The sequence below is a fragment of the Sphingobium terrigena genome, from assembly GCF_003591655.1.
Taxonomy (GTDB): domain Bacteria; phylum Pseudomonadota; class Alphaproteobacteria; order Sphingomonadales; family Sphingomonadaceae; genus Sphingobium; species Sphingobium terrigena.
Genome location: NZ_QVRA01000001.1, coordinates 1 through 16,957, shown reverse-complemented (window position 1 = coordinate 16,957; position 16,957 = coordinate 1). Strand labels below are relative to the sequence as shown.

Sequence of the window (16,957 nt, the reverse complement as noted above, 5' to 3'; positions counted from 1 at the left end):
CGCGGCCGGTTTCGACGGCGTCGAGGTGCACGGCGCGAATGGCTATCTGCTCGATCAGTTCCTGCGCGAAACCGCCAATGTCCGCACGGACGCCTATGGCGGTTCGGTTGAGAACCGCGCCCGGCTGCTGATCGAGGTGACTGCCGCCGTGGCGAGCGAGATCGGTGCGCCGCGTACGGGCGTGCGCCTCTCGCCGGTGTCGCCGGCAGGCGGCATCGTCCCGTCGAGTGACGAGCAACCGCAGTTCAACCATATAGTGGAAGCGCTCGACGGTCTTGGCATCGCCTATACCCACTTGCCCAGCGTCGACTTCCCTATCCCCAGATCTGATGCGACCCGGTCGCGAGGCAATCCGTTGGTCAGCGCAATCCGCACCGCCTCCTGCTTGAACTCTTCAGTGTGCTTGATCATCTCGTCGGTCTCCTGTTGCGAGCTCTAATCGCTCAGTTGACCGGCGCAAAACCGTTACATCAAGTCCAGTGCTTACCCGGAAGGAAGCCTACCACCCCTATGCGCAATTGACCTGATCAACCTCAAGTCAACCGAAATGGTAATGGCAGTCGATGATGAGTAACGATCGAGCCAATGGTAAGGCCAACCCGCGTGATTCACTGCGCTTTAAACGCGCGCGACCTTGATTAGGGACCTCACCGGCGGATTTCCATCAGGGTCAGCGGTAGCCACAACGCCGCGCAAACAGGCCGGACATATGAAAGCAACCGATCAAAACCCACCACGGCACAATGCCCTTGCCAAGGGGGCGTCCACATATGAATCACAACGTCAAATCCGTACGTTTGGTGCCAACCTCGGAAACCTGCCGGAATATCCTGTCGGATCAGAACTTGACCTGTCCCGTTCGGGGCAGGTCAAGTCGAAACCAGCGCTGCCCCCCGGAACATTAAACCCAAAAAATTCAATCGTCGTACGGACTATCATAGTCCATGCGCCACTTCGCGGGAATCAGCGATCTAGAACTTGAGCCGAACGCCGACCCTAAATTCGCGCCCTAGCGTATCATATAGCAGCGAATTGACCGGAGCCTGATAAAATGGCTGGCTCTGCTGGGGGATGATTACAGGATCTTTGTTAAACAGGTTATCGACGTTGAAAAAAATCTCGCCATCGCCGGACATCGCCGGGAATTTGGCTGTCAGCGACAAATCGAAATAGGTCGCGCCGGCGATACGGTTATTAGCGAGTTGCTTGCTGGTATAAGCATTATCGAATTTTCCAGGGGAAACATACCGGCCGGTGATCACGCCGCTGAAAGGGCCAGCGCTTATGCCTGCGGAGCTGATAACACGCCAGCGCGCGATACTGCCGCTAATATTGTCAGGACTATTCTCGCCCTGTTGATAGTTGATGGTGAGGCCATCGTCGATGGAACGCTGATCTACATAGGTGGCAAGTGCGCGGAGGGTAAGCTGCGCATCGGAAGCAAATCGGTGTTGATAGCTCGCCTCGATGTCGAGACCCTTTGCGACTTCCTGCGCCACATTGGTGGGGGTCAGTGTCAATGAGGTGATCGTACCGTTGGTGCGCGTGACGAAGCTGCAATAGACAGTATTTCCGCCATTACAGCGGTTCACCGTATCCTGTGCCAAAAGCGTCAGTATCGCATCGGATATCTTGACGTTGTAATAATCGACCGAAATCGACAGGCCCGGTAGCCAGGAGGGGGTGTAGACTACGCCCACCGTCGTGGTGTCCGCATTCTCCGGTTTCAGGGCGGGATTCCCCACGGTCGTCACAAGGATGCCGCCTGTCGAGGTGCCTCTGTCCAGTACGGTGTTGCCCGTCGATACGACACCGCCCTGGAAAAGATCGCCGATGTTGGGCGCACGAATGTCTCTGGATCGCGTCGCTCGAAATCGAAGATCATGGATCGGGTTCCAGGTGCCCCCGACCTTCCACGTCTTAACGCCGCCACTGGTGCTGTAATGTGTGTAGCGGGCGGCGGCGTTGAGGTTCAGAGAGTATAAGAACGGGAGATCCTTCGCGAGCGGGATGTCGGCCTCGACGAAACCTTCCTTCACCTCATATTGCCCGTTCGTTGGCTTGTAATTTGCCGCGAAGTAGCCGTTCACCAGCGATACGGGATCGGCGACGCCGCTAACTTGCTCCTTACGATATTCCGCGCCGAAGGCGACCGACACCGGCCCCGCCCAAGTGGAGAAAAGTTCGCCCTGCGCTGAGCCCGATACCACCGTTTGCTGGATCTTCGAGTCGAGCTGCGATGTACCCGTCGCATAGGCAAGCGCCTCTGGCGTATTTACGCCAATGCCGAACAAGTTGAACGGAACGCACCCGTTAGCCGGGTTTGTGAGCGTCGAGCGGCAGACGATCCCATTTGTCGCGGGGTTGACCACGGCATCTATGGCCGAGGCGTAGTGCGCTTTGTTGATGAGGCCGGAGACAGCGGTGTGTGCGTCCACCCTGCCGTACGTGCCGTAGAAATCCGCAGTCCACCCCGCGCCGAGTTTGAAATTCGCCCCCGCGACATAGCGCTGCAACTCGCGCTCGTTTCGAACCCGCCACTGTCCGATGTCGCCGTTGAAGGTGCCAAAACGGAAACTTGTCTGACCGGCCGCCGCGAGGCGAGTGCGGAGTTCGGTAGGAAGATAGGCATTGTCGGCAGAGACGGTGATATCGCCGAAGCGCCAGTTGAACGCAGAGAGATTGGTTACCGTCGCTTTGCCGTAGCTGGCCTCTCCAAAGATCTCCACGGCATCAGATAGGTCGTAGCTGACGCGGCCAAAGGCCGTGAACTGTTCTACCGGAATGTCCAGGGTCTGATAGGCGGCCATGTCCTGAAGCTCGCCGCCGATCGAGTACATACCCGCCGGGGTTCCGAAAACGCGCTGGCTGATGCTTCCGCCTTGGCCGAACTGGGTGCCGGCAAGGACACCGGTCGTAATGAGCCCACCGAGCGATGCGTTGCCGGTGTTGGCGTTGGTCGGCTGAATCAACAGCGGCTCCGCATTCGTCGCGGTGTAAGCGGGGTTGGGAATGGTTTTAGCGCCGTTGAACCAGGGACGGCTTTGCGCCTGCAAGACACCGTCATTCTTGCTCCATGTCGCCGATGCGATGACATGGCCCCGGCCGTCGGCGAACGCCAATCCACCTGCAGCTTCGACCGATCTGCGGTAGTTATCGCCGTAAGTCGTGACGCCGTTCATCGCTTCGAGCTTGAGGCCAGTGAATTTGGTATCGAGAACGAAATTCACGACGCCGGCCACCGCGTCTGATCCATAGGCGGCGGAAGCACCGCCAGTTACCACGTCAATGCGCGAGATCAGCGCGGACGGTAGCGTGTTGATGTCCACGCGACCTGTCGCACCGGACCCAACGACCCTGCGGCCATCCAGCAATACCAGTGTCCGGTTGACGCCAAGCCCGCGGAGGTTGAGGAAGTTGGAGCCGCTACTGCCGCTGGACACGCTGGAAGGATTGTTGCGCGGCGTGCTGGAGCCGGCTAGCTGCGGCAGATCATTGACGTAATCGGCGATGTTCGCGGGCGCAGCAACCTTGATGTCGGCGCTTGTTATGACTGTTTCAGGCGTTGGCGATTGGCCGCCATTACGCTTTATCCTGGATCCGGTGACGACAATGTCTGCAATTTGCCCGCGCGAAGCGACAGAACCAGAAGTCTGCCCGTCGGCGTCGGCGGGCGTAGCAACCGATTCGTCCGCTGTCGCTGCGGCGGGGGCAGGCGCGCCGGAAGGAACTGACGACGGCTGCGCCTGTACTGCGTCCTGCGCAAAAGCAGGCGACGACATCAATCCAAGAAACAGCGGAGTAGCTGCAACACCGTGGAGCAGTCGTAAACGACAGGAAGAATTCAAGAGTCGGAGCGCCTTCATAAAACATCCTCGCCTGATGGTGCTGCTGGCAGGCCGCAACACTTCTGAAGCTAGAAAGCACAGTTTCAAGCTGCGTCACTAATGGCGTTTAGCGAAGCGTGGCTTCGCAATATGGAAACGCTGAAAGGGCATGGAGCCGCTGTGGTCATTGCCGCCGCTAGTCTACGATCTGAACCGCACCATCGTGGATAATAATCGTTTTGCGGGCTAATCCGCCGCTCAGCCGCCACTCATTGCGCGCGCATATACATCGTCAAGCACAGGATGCTTCAGCAGGCAACCCGGGGGACGATTGCGCCCGCCGGTCGTGGATCACCTCAAAAGAAGACCCATCTCCTTCGTGTCATCGCAGTATGCGAACGCAGTGTTCGGAGTTCTCGACTATCTTTTTGCTGCGGGCAGGACAAACTGCCGATCGACGCATCGGACGTCCAATAGAGCAAGCTGCAGGTAGCAACTGCGCGAGGCTTGAACATATGCGAGAGGATAGAACGGTCAGATGGCATCGAGTTGGCTTCAATCCCCTGTTGAGACGAGCAGCCGACCGGGACGATATCGCTGGGTTGTCGTCACTCTGGTCTTCATCGTCTATACCGCTGCTTATTGCGACCGAGCCGCGATCGGTATCACGCTGCCGTCGATCAAGGCTGAGTTCGGGTTGACAAATACGCAGGCTGGCGTCCTCATCAGTGCGTTCGCATTCATATATGCTGGTTTCCAGGTGCCGGGCGCGTTGTTGATCAGCCGGTTTGGCGTTCGGCGGATCCTTCCACTTTTCCTTATTCTGACATCGTTGGTGACTCTGGGCACCGGCCTTTCATCGGGCCTGGTCGCGCTGTTTGGCTTGCGCATTCTATTGGGCCTGGCCGAGTCGCCCCTTGGCGTCGCTGCGGTGACGACGATCAACAACTGGTTTCCCAAACAGGAGAAGGGAACGGCGACGGGCATTTTATACGCCGCAACCAAGTTCGCTCCGTTGATTGTTCCTCCGCTGGGCGCGCTGATTCTCGTGTCGCTTGGATGGCGCTGGGTGTTCTTGACGCTGGCCGTACCGGGTACATTCCTGGCCTTGATTTGGGCGATTTTTGTGGCAGATGGCCCCCGAAAGAGCAGATTTGTCACTGCGAGTGAGGCCGACTTCATCGACGCGGACGAGCCGTCTCCAGTCTCATTGCAAAATGCGACTTTGGACGGCATGCCTCGCACAAAGTTCGATCGCCTTGATTATTTTCTACGAGCCCGAAAAGCGCCACTCCTGCAAACCCCGCGCGAAATCCTCACCTCGTTCAATTTCATTGCTATCACCGTTGCGTATTTTTTCATCCAGGGCACCGCCGGCTTTATCCTGGCATGGCTCCCTACCTATCTCGTCGAAGTGAAGAAATTTTCGATCATGAACGTCGGGTTCGTGGCGGCGTCGCCCTTCGTGGGGGCAGTGCTGGGGAATGTGGCAGGCGGATTGATCTCCGATCGGCTTCTTGGAGGGCGTCGCAAACCAGCAATGATGATCAGCGCCGTCTTCACCATGGTGAGCATGTATCTGCTCACGTCGGCACCGAACGAGCCACTCGCGCTCTCGATCCTTCTTTTCGGGATAGGTTTTTTTCTGAGCATCGGCCTCGCTGCATTCGTCATCTATCCGTCCCGCCTCTGCGATCAGCAGCGGTTTCCGCTTGCTATGGGCTACATCAGCACTGGTGGACAATTGGGTGCGGCTGTTGTGCCTCTGACGGCTGGGCTATTGCTCGATCATTACGGCTGGAACGCAGTCTTCATTGCCATCTCAGCCGGAGCAGGTCTGGCATTCCTTATACTGACTTTGGCGATCGAGCCGTTAGGCGAGCCGGCACAGTCTTGATCGGAAGAGTTTCTGTCAGTCTGCGATCGCGGCTATACTTGTTCGCACATCGATCGCGACAGCCCGCTGGTCGGGGCACGACCCAGCAACCCATTAATCCAGTGCGCGGTGTCGACCAGTCTATCGAGAGCAAGGCCAGTCGCGACACCCGACGATTCCAGAAGGTAGCACACGTCCTCGGTCGGTACATTGCCGGTCGCGCCGGGCGCGAACGGACAGCCGCCCAAGCCACCCACGGATGCATCGATCACATCGACTCCCGCCTGAACGGCCGCCCATACGTTGGCAATGCCGGTGTTGCGCGTGTCGTGGAAGTGTGCTCGTAACCGTCTGTGCGGGATGGCCTCACGCAGCCGACCAAAGAGGTCGGTCACCTGCGCCGGCACGGCGATCCCGATCGTGTCCGCCATCCCGATCTCCGTAACGTCGAGATCCGCGATCCGCTTCGCCAGATCGACAACATGTTCAACGGGTACCTGCCCCTCGAACGGACAGCCGAACGCTAACGATACGGACGCATGGACCGTGACGCCGCTGCCGCGCGCCAGATCGACGATGTCTTTCAACTGGGCGATGGCTTCCATCGCGCTCTGTCCCTGATTGCGGATGCCAAAGGTCTCGCTACCCGGGACGGCCATGCCAAGTTCGTCCACCGGCACGGTCAATGCTCGTTCGGCCCCGCGCCGGTTCAGCACCAGGCCGATGTAGGAGCAATCGCTCGTGGCTGGAAGGCCCTGCACCACAGCTTCGGCGTCGGCCATCTGCGGCACGCGCTTTGGATTGACGAAGCTGGCGACTTCGATTCGCTTGGCACCCGCCTCGATCAGCCGTGCGATCAGAAGGATCTTGTCTGCCGTCGACAGCAGTCGTTTCTCGTTCTGCAATCCGTCTCTCGGCCCGACTTCCACAATTTGCACCATCGGTGCTCCTACTCTGCCTTTAGTCGATATCATGCCTCGCACCTGGCGCACTGGTGGCGCACTGTGAAGCGGCCTTTGCCGAGCGGAGCCTTCGTGATACAAGAAGTCAGATTAATTGAGGGGGGAGTGCCGTGAGTAGCAGGCTGGACATTTACACGCTCCAGCTCTTCGTGACGGTGGCAGAGACCAAGAACCTCACGCAAGCAGCGTTGGTCCGCAACGTTGCTCCATCGGCCTTAAGCAAACGCATTTCCGATCTGGAAGCCAACCTTCAGACCCGGTTGTTCCATCGCCTGCGACGCGGCGTCGAACCCACGCCGGCCGGCCTGGCGCTCTACCATCACGCGCAACAGATTCTGGGCAGCGTAGAGCGGGCCGAGATCGACCTTGCGGATTATACGCGAGGGATCAGGGGTCATGTCACGCTGCTCGCCAACATATCGTCGATTATACAATTTCTTCCGCGTGATCTGCGCCTGTTCAGGGAACGCCATCCCGACATCCAGATTGCGCTGCGCGAAGCGGCCACGCCGGCGGTGATCCGCGGCGTGTCAGAGGGCAGTGCCGATTTGGGCATCTGTATCGCTTCCATGGTGCCGCACAAGCTTAGCGTTCATCCCTACAACGCAGACCGCATGGTATTGGTGGTCCCGCCGGGCCACCCCCTCCTCGATTATGACGCCGTGACGATGGAGGAAGCGCTCGATTTTGATTTCGTGGGCCTTCATTCCGAGCAGGTCTGGACCAACTATCTGGTGGCGGCGTCTCATTCTGCGCGCAAGCCGCTGCGAATGCGTATCCGAGTGCCGAGCTTCGACGCGATGGTCAGCATGGTCGAAGCCGGTCATGGCATCAGCATGGCGCCGATCGCAACAATTGATCGCGACCGGCAGCTTGGCCGCATCGTCACGATTGACATCGAGGATGCATGGACGCGGCGGGTCCTCGACATCTGCCACCGGGAAACCGAGATGCTCTCCAGCGCGGCAAAACTGCTCCTCGAGCACCTGTGCAGCCGCGCGTTCAATGCATGAGCAGGAGCGATATTCTATCGACACCGGCGTCGTATCGCTCACGAAAGTTTCGGTATTTCCGATGGCGGTATCTTAATATAAGACTTTTTCCGATTGCTGCAGTGGGTATCAGGAGGGAAACCACTGGGAGAGAGCATCATGGAAGCGGCATCGGAAATCAGCGTCTTTTGGCAGCCAGGCTGCTCAAGTTGTGTGCGAACCAAAGAGTTTCTCACCAAAATCGGGGTGCCGTTCAAGTCCATCGATGTGCTCGCCGACAAAACGGGCATGCAGGAACTCAAGCGCCTTGGTGCGCGATCGGTGCCGATTGTGTCTCGCGGAAACGAGTTCACCTATGCGCAGTCGATCGAGGACGTCGCAAAGTTCGTCAATCGCATGGACGCGATCTCCGACCGGTTGCCGCCGGAGCAATTGTTCGCCAAATGGGACAAGATCCTGGATGTCGCGTTCACGATGGTGCCAGCCATTCCCGACGAACTTCTCCATGCCGAGGTTTTTCCAGGTCGCGAGCGTTCCTATCTCCACCTGAGCTATCATGTCGTCCAGGTCGTCGATGCGTTCGTGCAGACCGTCGAGGAAGGGTTGGAGGACTGGACTACCGTCGCCAATATCGAAGCGCCGGACTGGATCAACACCAGAGAAGACGTGCTGCGCGAGGCCTGGCCGCTCAAGGAGAGGCTCGATCGCTGGTGGGAAACGCTGGAGGACAAATCGTGCACACGCATTCTGAAGATGTTCTATGGCGAACACCCGCTGCACCAGTTTCTTGAGCGGTCGACCTGGCATTGCGCCCAACATACCCGTCAGCTCCTGGCGCGCCTTGAGGAGCATGGCATCGATGTTCCCAAAAAGCTCGATCAGGCCGATTATGCGGGCCTGCCGATGCCAAAGGGGCTCTGGGAATAGTGGCCTGCGGTCCGCTATCTCGCCGCTGATGCCCCGCATGGCGGTTTCGCTAACTATCAAGGTCAGGCCATGAAATCTCCACAGCACAGCAAGGTCATCATCATCGGGTCGGGACCCGCCGGCTACACCGCGGCGCTTTACGCGGCGCGTGCTAACCTCAAGCCGACCCTGATCGCCGGGCACGAGCCGGGGGGGCAGCTGACGACGACGCTTGACGTCGAAAACTGGCCGGCCGACGTTGACGGGGTGCAAGGGCCGGCGTTGATGGAGCGTTTCAGCAAGCACGCGAAGCGATTCCAGACGAACGTGGTCGAGGATCACATTCGCGCAGTCTCTTTGGATCAACGGCCTTTCACGCTGGAAGGTGGGGCGGGACGCTATACCTGTGACGCTCTCATCATCGCGACCGGCGCTTCGGCGAATTGGCTGGGGCTGCCATCGGAACAGGAGTTTGCCGGTCGTGGCGTCTCGGGCTGTGCGACATGCGACGGCTTTTTCTATCAGGACGAAGATGTCTGCGTCGTCGGGGGCGGGAATACCGCCGTCGAGGAGGCGCTGCTCCTCTCCAACATCGCGCACAGCGTAACGCTAATACATCGCCGCGACCGTCTGAAGGCGGAGCCGATCCTTGTAGAGCGTCTGATGGCCAAGGTGGCGCAGGGCAAGATTTCGCTCAAGTTCGGCTGGACGCTTGACCATGTCCACGGCGACGAATCGGGAGTTACGGGCGTTCGTGTAAAGAGCGTTGATGACATGACGACCCAGCATCTCGATGTGAAGGGATGCTTCATCGCGATCGGCCATTCACCCAACACCGGCATCTTCGACGGCAAGCTGGACATGCGGAACGGCTATATCGTGACGCGCGGCGGCGCCAGCGGCCTGGCGACGATGACGAGCGTACCGGGGGTATTCGCAGCCGGCGACGTGCAGGATCAGATTTACCGGCAGGCGGTGACAAGCGCCGCCACCGGCTGCATGGCAGCACTGGACGTCCATCGCTTCCTGGAGGAAGAAGCGGGATCGGCCGCTGGAGCAGGAATTCCCGATTATGGATATGAGGCAGCTGAAATACTTCCTGAAAGTCGCTGACGTTGGCGGCATCTCGAAGGCCAGTATCCAGCTGAACGTCACTCAATCGGCAGTCAGCGCGCAAATTGCTTCGCTGGAGGATGAACTGGGCAGCACTTTGTTTTTGCGTCGTTCCAGAGGCGTCGAAATCACCGATGCAGGCCGGATCCTGTACAGACATGCCCGGACCATCCTGCGGCAGTCGGAAATCGCACGAGAAGAGGTGGCGCATAGCGAAGGGGTCCCGTCCGGAACTGTTAGTCTTGGCCTGCCATCGGCCATGGCGGAAATGGTCGGCATGGCGATGATCCGGGCGTGTGCGGAGCGGCTGCCTTTGGTGCGATTGCGTATCGTGGAGGGCGTGAGCAGCCTGCTTGTCGACTTCATGTCGAGCGGGCGGCTCGATATTTCCATCCTCTTCGTTGGGCAGGCGCCGGCGGGCCTTAAGGCCATGCCCGTGCTCGAAGAGGAACTCTTCTACGTCTGCTCCCCAAGAAGTGCCTATGCCACGGCAGGCAAGACAGCGATCACATTGGCCGATGCCGTTCAGACACCTCTGGTCATGCCGGAAGTCGGCAACAGCATGCGGCGGATCGTCGACGCGGCGTGTGCGAAGGCAGGAATCGGCATCGAACCCGTCGCCGAACTGGACTCGCTGATCTTGCTCAAGGCGTGCGTTGCGCAGGACGTCGCCTCGACATTTCTCCCTTGGTCCGTCGTAAGTAAGGAGGAGGCCGCCGGGGACGTCCATGTGATGCGCGTAAAGACGCCCGCCTTTTCACGCCCCTTATCGATCTGCACCTCCTCCCAGGGTGCACGGGGTATCGCGACGGACGTGGTGACTGTTCTGCTACGAACCGTCATCATCGATCTCGTGAAGGGCGGGGCCTGGCAGGGCGTTACATTGAGCAGTTGATGCCGCTCCCCGCTATTCAAGAATTGAAATGTCAGCATGCCTTCGCGTCTTGCGAAGGCTGACTGCGCGAACGACCATGCGGCCCTGATGCCACCACCCGTATAGGATGCGGCCTACAAGATTTTGCCGCGTCAGGAGATGGAATGGACCAGTTGCCCCTAAAAGGGATCAGGGTGGTTGAGATGAGCCACATGGTAATGGGCCCGACATGTGGCATGTTGCTGGCCACGCTGGGTGCCGACGTGATCAAGGTCGAACCGCCCGCAGGCGACAAAACGCGTGAACTCACGGGCATGGCCACCAGCTTCTTTCCCTTATTCAATCGTGGCAAGCGCAGCATAGTGCTCGACCTCGCCTCGGACGACGGAAGAGAAGCGCTCGACCGGCTGCTCGCGACGGCAGACGTCTTCGTCGAGAACTTCAAAGATGAAACGATTGCGCGCAATGGCATTCAAGCGAGCCAACTCGCGGAACGGTATCCTCGGCTTATCATCGCGGCACACAAGGGCTTTTTGTCAGGTCCTTACGAGCACCGCCCGGCGCTGGACGAAGTTGTTCAGATGATGACGGGGCTTGCCCATATGACCGGCCTACCGGGAAAGCCGCTCAGAGTGGGCGCTTCAGTCAACGATATCATGGGAGGCATGTTCGGCGTGATCGGCGTACTCAGTGCGCTTCGCGACCGCGACCGCACGGGGCGAGGTACGGAAGTTCGCATCGGTTTGTTCGAGAACTGCCTGTTTACCGTGGCGCAACATATTGTGCAGTTTCAGATGACCGGCATACCGGTGCCGCCCATGGCGCAGAAGGCGGCTGCATGGCCTGTCTATGACATTTTCGAGACCGCCGATGGCCGCAAGCTGTTCGTAGCGGCGACGACGAGCGGGCAGTGGCAGGCGTTCTGCACCGCCTTTGGCTTTGAGGATCTGTTGACTGATCCCGAGCTACAGACCGTATCCGACCGAATTTTGGCCCGACCCAAACTGATTCCCCGTTTCGCGCTGCGTATCGCGCAGGATAGACTGGACGTGCTGCTAGTGAAGCTGGACGAACTCGGACTGCCATTCGCTCCCATCAACGCGCCCGAGGATCTGCTCGACGATCCCCATGTCCGCCGGCCCGGTGGCTTGGTGGAGATGCGGGGCGTCGACGACCAGATCATCAAGGTTCCCGCGCTGCCGCTGGAGTTTGACCAGCATTCCATCGAAACGCTCACTCAGGTGCCCTTGCTCGGTGGCGACACGATGAATGTCCTGACCGAACTTGGGTACTCGTCGGCTGAGGCAGCGGTCATAGTGGGGCGGACGGAACATGCTGCGTGAAGACGGTCCGTTGCCAGCATGAGCGCAGCCATTCTCGTAGCCCGAAAAGTGAACGGTTACGGATGGGCATCCCCGCCGCATCGCAGGATTACCAGGCCGGCCGCAGGGCGCCGCGTGACTCGCATGTGCAAGGTCACATTTTCATTAATGAAACCAAAGCGAAACCGCACCGCGTTCGGTCAAACGTGCCGGCATAATAAAAAGTGAGTTTTAGCTATCGCGGAGCCATGCGGATGCCCCCTGACCCATCTTATGTTCGACCTTGTCGACGACATAGCCCGCGCGATCGGTGGGAACGAGGAACCCGGAAATGCCGCGCTTGCCGACCGTAGGATCGGTGACGGCATAGACGATGGCAAGGCCTGCGATGCTGGCTGAAGTGATGAACTGTCTCGCGCCGTTCAATCGATAGCCGCCCTCGACCTTGGTCGCTCGACAGTGCATCGCCGCTGCATCGAAACCGGCGTCGGCTTCGATCAGGGCGAAGGCGCCGATCATCCGACCGGCGATCAATTCGAGCAGGAAACGCGCCTGCTGCTCGGCCGTGCCGTCCTTGAGGAGACCCGATACGATGAGGCTGTTCTGAATCGAGATGATCGTCGACAATGCGCCGTCCGCCGCGGCGATCTCGATAAGGGCAAGGGCATAGCCGACATAGTCCGCCGCCGCGCCACCAAAGTGCTCGGGTGCGGTCATGCCCATCAGGCCCAGTCCCGCGACCTCCTGGAACAAGGCAGCGGGATAACCGCCCTCGGCTTCGAAGCGCTGGCTATGCGGGCGCACCCGTTCCTGCGCGAAACCGCGCACCAAGTCGCGGATCGCGACTTGCGTTTCCGACAATATCGTCATCGTTCAGGCCGCCTCGCTGGCGCGCGAGGCGGACGTGGGCGCGGCTTTGGTCTTCACCAGCAACGCGGCGCGCTTCGTTTCGTATTCCGCCATCGCCTGCTCCTTTACCGGCCCATAGCCACGAACCATGTCCGGCAAGCCTGCCAGCGCTGTGGCATGCGCGAGTCCTGCTTCGTTGAGGCCATCACACAGCGCTTCGATCGTTGCGAGGTAGTCGTCGCGCAGGGCGCGTTCGGCGCGGCGTTCGTGCGTGCGGCCGAACGGATCCGCCCAACTACCGCGCAATGCCTTCATCCTTGCAAGGGCGGCGAAGGCGGTGAACACCCACGGCCCGAACTTGCGTTTGGCCGGCCGGCCCGTGCGCGGATCGATCCGCGAAATGATCGGTGGGGCGAGCCAGATCGAAACGCGTTTGCTTTTGGTGAACTGCGTCGCCAGCGTCTGCCGGAATGTCGGATCGGCATAGAGGCGAGCGACCTCATACTCATCCTTGTAGGCCATGAGCTTATAAGCGTTCACCGCCACTGCGCGAAGCAGATCATTGCCTTCCGCGCCGAGTCCCTCGGTCGCGGCTCGTACGCGCTCGATTATCGCGACGTAACGCGCTGCATAAGCCTGGTCCTGGTAGGCAACCAGATCGGCAATGCGCCGGTCGATCGATGTATCGAGCGCCTCCTCGATCTCGTCGCCCGCACCGCTCATGCCAGCGATTTTTTCGACCATGGCCGCGTCCGTTGCTGCAAGCCGTCCCCAGGAGAAAGCTCGCTTATTGAGGGCCACCGCTGCGCCATTCGCCTCGATCGCCGCCTCGAATGCCTGGGCCGACAGCGGCAGCAGGCTCTTCTGCCAGGCATAGCCGACGAGCAGCGTGTTCGCCGCGACACTGTTGCCGAACAGCCCTTCCGCGATGCGGGTGGCGCTGAGGAGGAACCCCCTGTCGCCGGCGCGCGTCAGCAGGACATCGATCATCCGGGCGGTCGGCAGGGCGGCGTCGCGATCGGCAACGATATCCGCTGTCGGCGTCTCGTCGGCGTTGAGGACAATGGCACCGCGCCCCTCGGCGAACTTGCCCAGTGAATCCGGACTAGCTGCGACGACCGAGTCCGTGCCCAGCAGCAGGTCGGTCTCACCGGCGCCGATCCGCACGGCATGGATGGCGGTGCCGTGCGGTGCGATCCGCACCTGGCTGACCACCGCGCCGTTTTTCTGCGCGAGGCCGGTGAAGTCGAGAACCGTCGCGGAAAGCCCTTCCAGATGGGCGGCGGTGCCGAGCAAGGCGCCGATGGTCAGCACGCCGAGACCCCCGATACCCGCGACGTAGACGTTGTAGCTGCCTTCGATGGCAACGCGCGCCGGCTCCGGCAGGGTAGCAAACAGATCGGCTTCCAGCGCCCTGATCCGGTCGCCATCGGGCTTGCGCAGCACGGGCCCGTCGATCTCCACGAAGCTCGGGCAAAAGCCCTTTACACAGGAAAAATCCTTGTTACACGCGGACTGGTTGATTCGGCGTTTGGTCCCGAAATCGGTTTTGATCGGCTCGACGGCGATGCAGTTCGACTGGACCGAACAGTCGCCGCAGCCTTCGCAGACACGCGGATTGATGAAGAGGCGACGATCGGGGTCGGGAAACGCGCCGCGCTTGCGGCGACGACGTTTTTCGGCCGCGCAGGTCTGCTCGTAGACGATTGCCGAGACGCCGGGAATGTCGCGCATTTCGCGTTGGATCGCGTCCATGTCGTCACGGTGCAGTGCTTTCACCCCCCCAGGCAGGTCCTGCCATTTGTCGGGGTCGTCGCTGACCAGCCGCACGTCCCCGACGCCTTCGGCCAGCAACTGCGCGACAATCCGGCGGGGCTCGATCACGCCTTCGGCAGGCTGACCACCGGTCATCGCGACCGCGTCATTGTAGAGGATCTTGAAGGTAATGTTGGCCTTTGATGCCACCGCTGCGCGGATCGCGAGCAGACCGCTATGCTGATAGGTGCCATCGCCAAGATTCTGGAAGATGTGTCCTGTCTGCGAGAACGGTGCCGCGCCAACCCATTGCAGGCCTTCACCGCCCATCTGACTGAAGGTCGGCGTCTTGAGCGCGGGCTGTGCCAGCGCCATGATGTGGCAGCCAATACCACCCCCGGACATCGACCCGTCGGGCGTCCTGGTCGAGCTGTTATGCGGGCAGCCCGAGCAGAAGAACGGCTTTCGCACTGGGAAGGGAATGACCTCTCCGCGCTGGCCGCGTGCGGTGAGCGCCGCGAGGCGATTGCCAAGGCCGACCGAATTATCGGCGTCAAGCCGCCCTACGATCGCCTGTGCGATCATCAGCGGCGTGAATTCCATGACCACCGGCAGCAACGGCTTGCCCACCTCGTCGGTCTTGCCGGTGACGCGGATGCGCCTGCCGGCGCGATTGAACAGGGCGTTTTTGATCTGGACCTCGACGGTCGGGCCCTTTTCCTCGACCACCAGTATCTCGTCGGCGTCCCCCGCAAAGGCCAGCAGCGGATCGGCGGCAAGCGGCCAGCTCATCGCCACCTTGTAGATCGAGATCCCGACCGCCTGGGCCTCGTCCTCGCTGATTCCGAGGCTGGAGAGCGCCTGCATCACATCCTGATGCGCCTTGCCGACAGTCACTATGCACAGACGCTTGCGAGCGCTCTCGAACACCGGGCGATCGATCCGGTTGGCGGTCGCCCAGCCAATCGCGGCCGGGATACGCTCCTCGATCATGCGCCTTTCATATTCGGCCCGCTGGCCGGGCCACGCGATCGTCGGATCCCAGTTGAGGCCATGCGGCGGCACGAGATCCGCCGGCGAAAGAAATTCGGGACAGGCGTCGGGAAGCTCGAAGGTGGCAGAGCTCTCCACCACTTCGGCGATCGTCTTCATCGCCACCCACACGCCGGAGAAGCGCGACATGGCGATCCCTGCGAGGCCCAAGGAAAGGATTTCAGATACATTCGCGGGCTGGAGAACGGGCATCATCACCGACTGGAAGATTCCATCGGTCTGATGCGGGAACATCGATGATTGGGCAGCATGATCGTCGCCACCGACCGCCAGCACGCCACCCAGCGGCGCCGTGCCCAACATATTGGCATTGCGGAATACGTCGCCGGTGCGATCGACGCCGTTGCCCTTGCCGTACCAGATCCCGAATACGCCATCAGCCTTGGTCGGGCCGTAAGCCCTGTGCATCTGCGCGCCCCACAAAGCGGTGGCGGCGAGATCCTCGTTCAGGCCTGGCTGGAAGACGATATCATGGGCGGCGAGCTGTTGTTCCGCCTTCCAGAGCTGCTGATCATAAGCGCCGAGCGGTGAGCCGCGATACCCGGAGACGAGACCTGCCGTATTCAGCCCGCGTGAACGATCAAGCCGGCGCTGCATCATCGGCAGGCGCACGAGCGCCTGGATACCGGTCATGAAAGTGGGCCCGATTTCCGCGTTATAGATCTCATGCAGGCTGGTGACGCGGTCGTGTTTCACGGCATTCTCCTCACCCAACCGCTTATATCCTTCCTTCTCGTGCATTTGTGACCAAATTTAGCAATAAAAGTTGAATGTCTTAGTAGATTTGCGCTAATTTCTTATGGCTATGACCAACAAATATACTCAACTGCGACCCCTCGATCGCGCCGATAGCGAGATTCTCAAAACACTAGCGAAGGATGGCAGGATCAGTTGGCGGGATCTCGCCGAAAGGATCGGTCTCTCGCTCACGCCGACGCTGCGGCGCGTTCGCCAACTGGAGCAGGAGGGAATCATCAAAGGCTATACTGCCCAGATCGATCAGACGCGGCTGATCGGGTCGATGGCAGTGTTCATATCGATCACCCTGGAACGGCAAGTTGACGAAGTTCTCGGCGCGTTCGAAACTGCGGTCCTTGCATTACCCGAGATCATGGGCGGCTATCTGATGAGCGGCGGTTCGGACTACATGCTGCACGCCTTTGTCCGAGATCTCGAGCATTATCGACTCTTGTTGGGCCAGCTTACGCGGCTGGAGGGCATCGCCCACATTCAATCAAGTTTCGTGCTCAAGACCTTTACCCAGCGAATCGAACCGGCAAACTCGAGCTAAGTTCGGCTATTCAATGGACTTGTAACGGTTTTGCGCCGGTCACTTGAGCGTTTTATGTTCGTGACAGGAGACCGACGAGATGATGAAGCATAGTGAAGAGTTTAAGCAGGAGGCGGTGCGGATTGCGCTGACCAGCG

At 60.0% G+C, this 16,957-nt stretch carries 10 protein-coding genes and 3 pseudogenes; 8 read left to right on the top strand and 5 right to left on the bottom strand.

Going from position 1 to position 16,957, the window contains the following annotated elements; all coding sequences use genetic code 11:
* Positions 1-25: 25 nt before the first annotated feature.
* Positions 26-268: pseudogene (locus D0Z70_RS25275) on the top strand (oxidoreductase); the annotation flags it as partial.
* Positions 269-291: 23 nt separating this feature from the next.
* Here D0Z70_RS25275 and D0Z70_RS00060 read toward each other — a convergent pair.
* Together D0Z70_RS00060 and D0Z70_RS00055 are read right to left on the bottom strand one after the other, a co-directional pair.
* Positions 292-411 (bottom strand): annotated as a pseudogene (locus D0Z70_RS00060) (transposase); the annotation flags it as partial.
* Between the two features lie 560 nt (positions 412-971).
* Positions 972-3,866, bottom strand: coding sequence for a TonB-dependent receptor domain-containing protein (locus D0Z70_RS00055; RefSeq protein WP_119743395.1), 2,895 nt, complete (start codon positions 3,864-3,866; stop codon positions 972-974).
* Between the two features lie 499 nt (positions 3,867-4,365).
* On the opposite strand from D0Z70_RS00055, the gene D0Z70_RS00050 reads away from it, so the two are divergent.
* On the top strand, positions 4,366-5,724 hold the full coding sequence (locus D0Z70_RS00050) for an MFS transporter (RefSeq protein ID WP_119743394.1): 1,359 nt from the start codon (positions 4,366-4,368) through the stop codon (positions 5,722-5,724).
* Between the two features lie 32 nt (positions 5,725-5,756).
* Here the strand turns inward: D0Z70_RS00050 and D0Z70_RS00045 are convergent, their stop codons facing one another.
* Positions 5,757-6,644: a hydroxymethylglutaryl-CoA lyase gene (locus D0Z70_RS00045; RefSeq protein ID WP_119743393.1), complete on the bottom strand. Its 888-nt coding sequence runs from the start codon at positions 6,642-6,644 to the stop codon at positions 5,757-5,759.
* A 131-nt stretch (positions 6,645-6,775) separates the two neighbouring features.
* Here D0Z70_RS00045 and D0Z70_RS00040 point away from each other — a divergent pair, with 131 nt between their 5' ends.
* The 5 genes from D0Z70_RS00040 (at position 6,776) to D0Z70_RS00020 (ending at position 11,893) form a co-directional block, all read left to right on the top strand.
* Complete coding sequence (locus D0Z70_RS00040; RefSeq protein WP_119743392.1) at positions 6,776-7,678, top strand: LysR substrate-binding domain-containing protein; 903 nt, start codon at positions 6,776-6,778, stop codon at positions 7,676-7,678.
* Positions 7,679-7,816: 138 nt separating this feature from the next.
* Complete coding sequence (locus D0Z70_RS00035; protein WP_119743391.1) at positions 7,817-8,584, top strand: glutaredoxin domain-containing protein; 768 nt, start codon at positions 7,817-7,819, stop codon at positions 8,582-8,584.
* Between the two features lie 69 nt (positions 8,585-8,653).
* Positions 8,654-9,676 carry a thioredoxin-disulfide reductase gene (gene trxB, locus D0Z70_RS00030; RefSeq protein ID WP_119743390.1) on the top strand — a complete coding sequence of 341 codons (1,023 nt, stop codon included), beginning with the start codon at positions 8,654-8,656 and terminating at the stop codon, positions 9,674-9,676.
* Positions 9,642-10,571, top strand: coding sequence for a LysR substrate-binding domain-containing protein (locus D0Z70_RS00025; protein ID WP_182913783.1), 930 nt, complete (start codon positions 9,642-9,644; stop codon positions 10,569-10,571). Before trxB ends, D0Z70_RS00025 begins: the two co-directional genes overlap by 35 nt.
* 143 nt (positions 10,572-10,714) lie before the next feature.
* Positions 10,715-11,893: a CaiB/BaiF CoA transferase family protein gene (locus D0Z70_RS00020; protein WP_119743388.1), complete on the top strand. Its 1,179-nt coding sequence runs from the start codon at positions 10,715-10,717 to the stop codon at positions 11,891-11,893.
* A 231-nt stretch (positions 11,894-12,124) separates the two neighbouring features.
* Here D0Z70_RS00020 and D0Z70_RS00015 read toward each other — a convergent pair.
* A pseudogene (locus D0Z70_RS00015) lies at positions 12,125-12,736 on the bottom strand (acyl-CoA dehydrogenase family protein); the annotation flags it as partial.
* Between the two features lie 9 nt (positions 12,737-12,745).
* Positions 12,746-16,270, bottom strand: a complete 3,525-nt coding sequence (locus tag D0Z70_RS00010; protein WP_239018755.1) for an indolepyruvate ferredoxin oxidoreductase family protein — start codon at positions 16,268-16,270, stop codon at positions 12,746-12,748.
* A 64-nt stretch (positions 16,271-16,334) separates the two neighbouring features.
* On the opposite strand from D0Z70_RS00010, the gene D0Z70_RS00005 reads away from it, so the two are divergent.
* On the top strand, positions 16,335-16,820 hold the full coding sequence (locus D0Z70_RS00005; RefSeq protein ID WP_220475603.1) for an Lrp/AsnC family transcriptional regulator: 486 nt from the start codon (positions 16,335-16,337) through the stop codon (positions 16,818-16,820).
* Positions 16,821-16,957 lie beyond the last annotated feature (137 nt).

Bases quoted from the DNA above. Each gene is read 5' to 3' on its own strand.
- D0Z70_RS00050 (WP_119743394.1), top strand. From the start codon at position 4,366: ATGGCATCGAGTTGGCTTCAATCCCCTGTTGAGACGAGCAGCCGACCG.
- D0Z70_RS00045 (WP_119743393.1), bottom strand. From the start codon at position 6,644: ATGGTGCAAATTGTGGAAGTCGGGCCGAGAGACGGATTGCAGAACGAG.
- D0Z70_RS00055 (WP_119743395.1), bottom strand. From the start codon at position 3,866: ATGAAGGCGCTCCGACTCTTGAATTCTTCCTGTCGTTTACGACTGCTC.
- D0Z70_RS00005 (WP_220475603.1), top strand. From the start codon at position 16,335: ATGACCAACAAATATACTCAACTGCGACCCCTCGATCGCGCCGATAGC.
- D0Z70_RS00020 (WP_119743388.1), top strand. From the start codon at position 10,715: ATGGACCAGTTGCCCCTAAAAGGGATCAGGGTGGTTGAGATGAGCCAC.
- D0Z70_RS00010 (WP_239018755.1), bottom strand. From the start codon at position 16,270: ATGCACGAGAAGGAAGGATATAAGCGGTTGGGTGAGGAGAATGCCGTG.
- D0Z70_RS00025 (WP_182913783.1), top strand. From the start codon at position 9,642: ATGAGGCAGCTGAAATACTTCCTGAAAGTCGCTGACGTTGGCGGCATC.
- D0Z70_RS00035 (WP_119743391.1), top strand. From the start codon at position 7,817: ATGGAAGCGGCATCGGAAATCAGCGTCTTTTGGCAGCCAGGCTGCTCA.
- trxB (WP_119743390.1), top strand. From the start codon at position 8,654: ATGAAATCTCCACAGCACAGCAAGGTCATCATCATCGGGTCGGGACCC.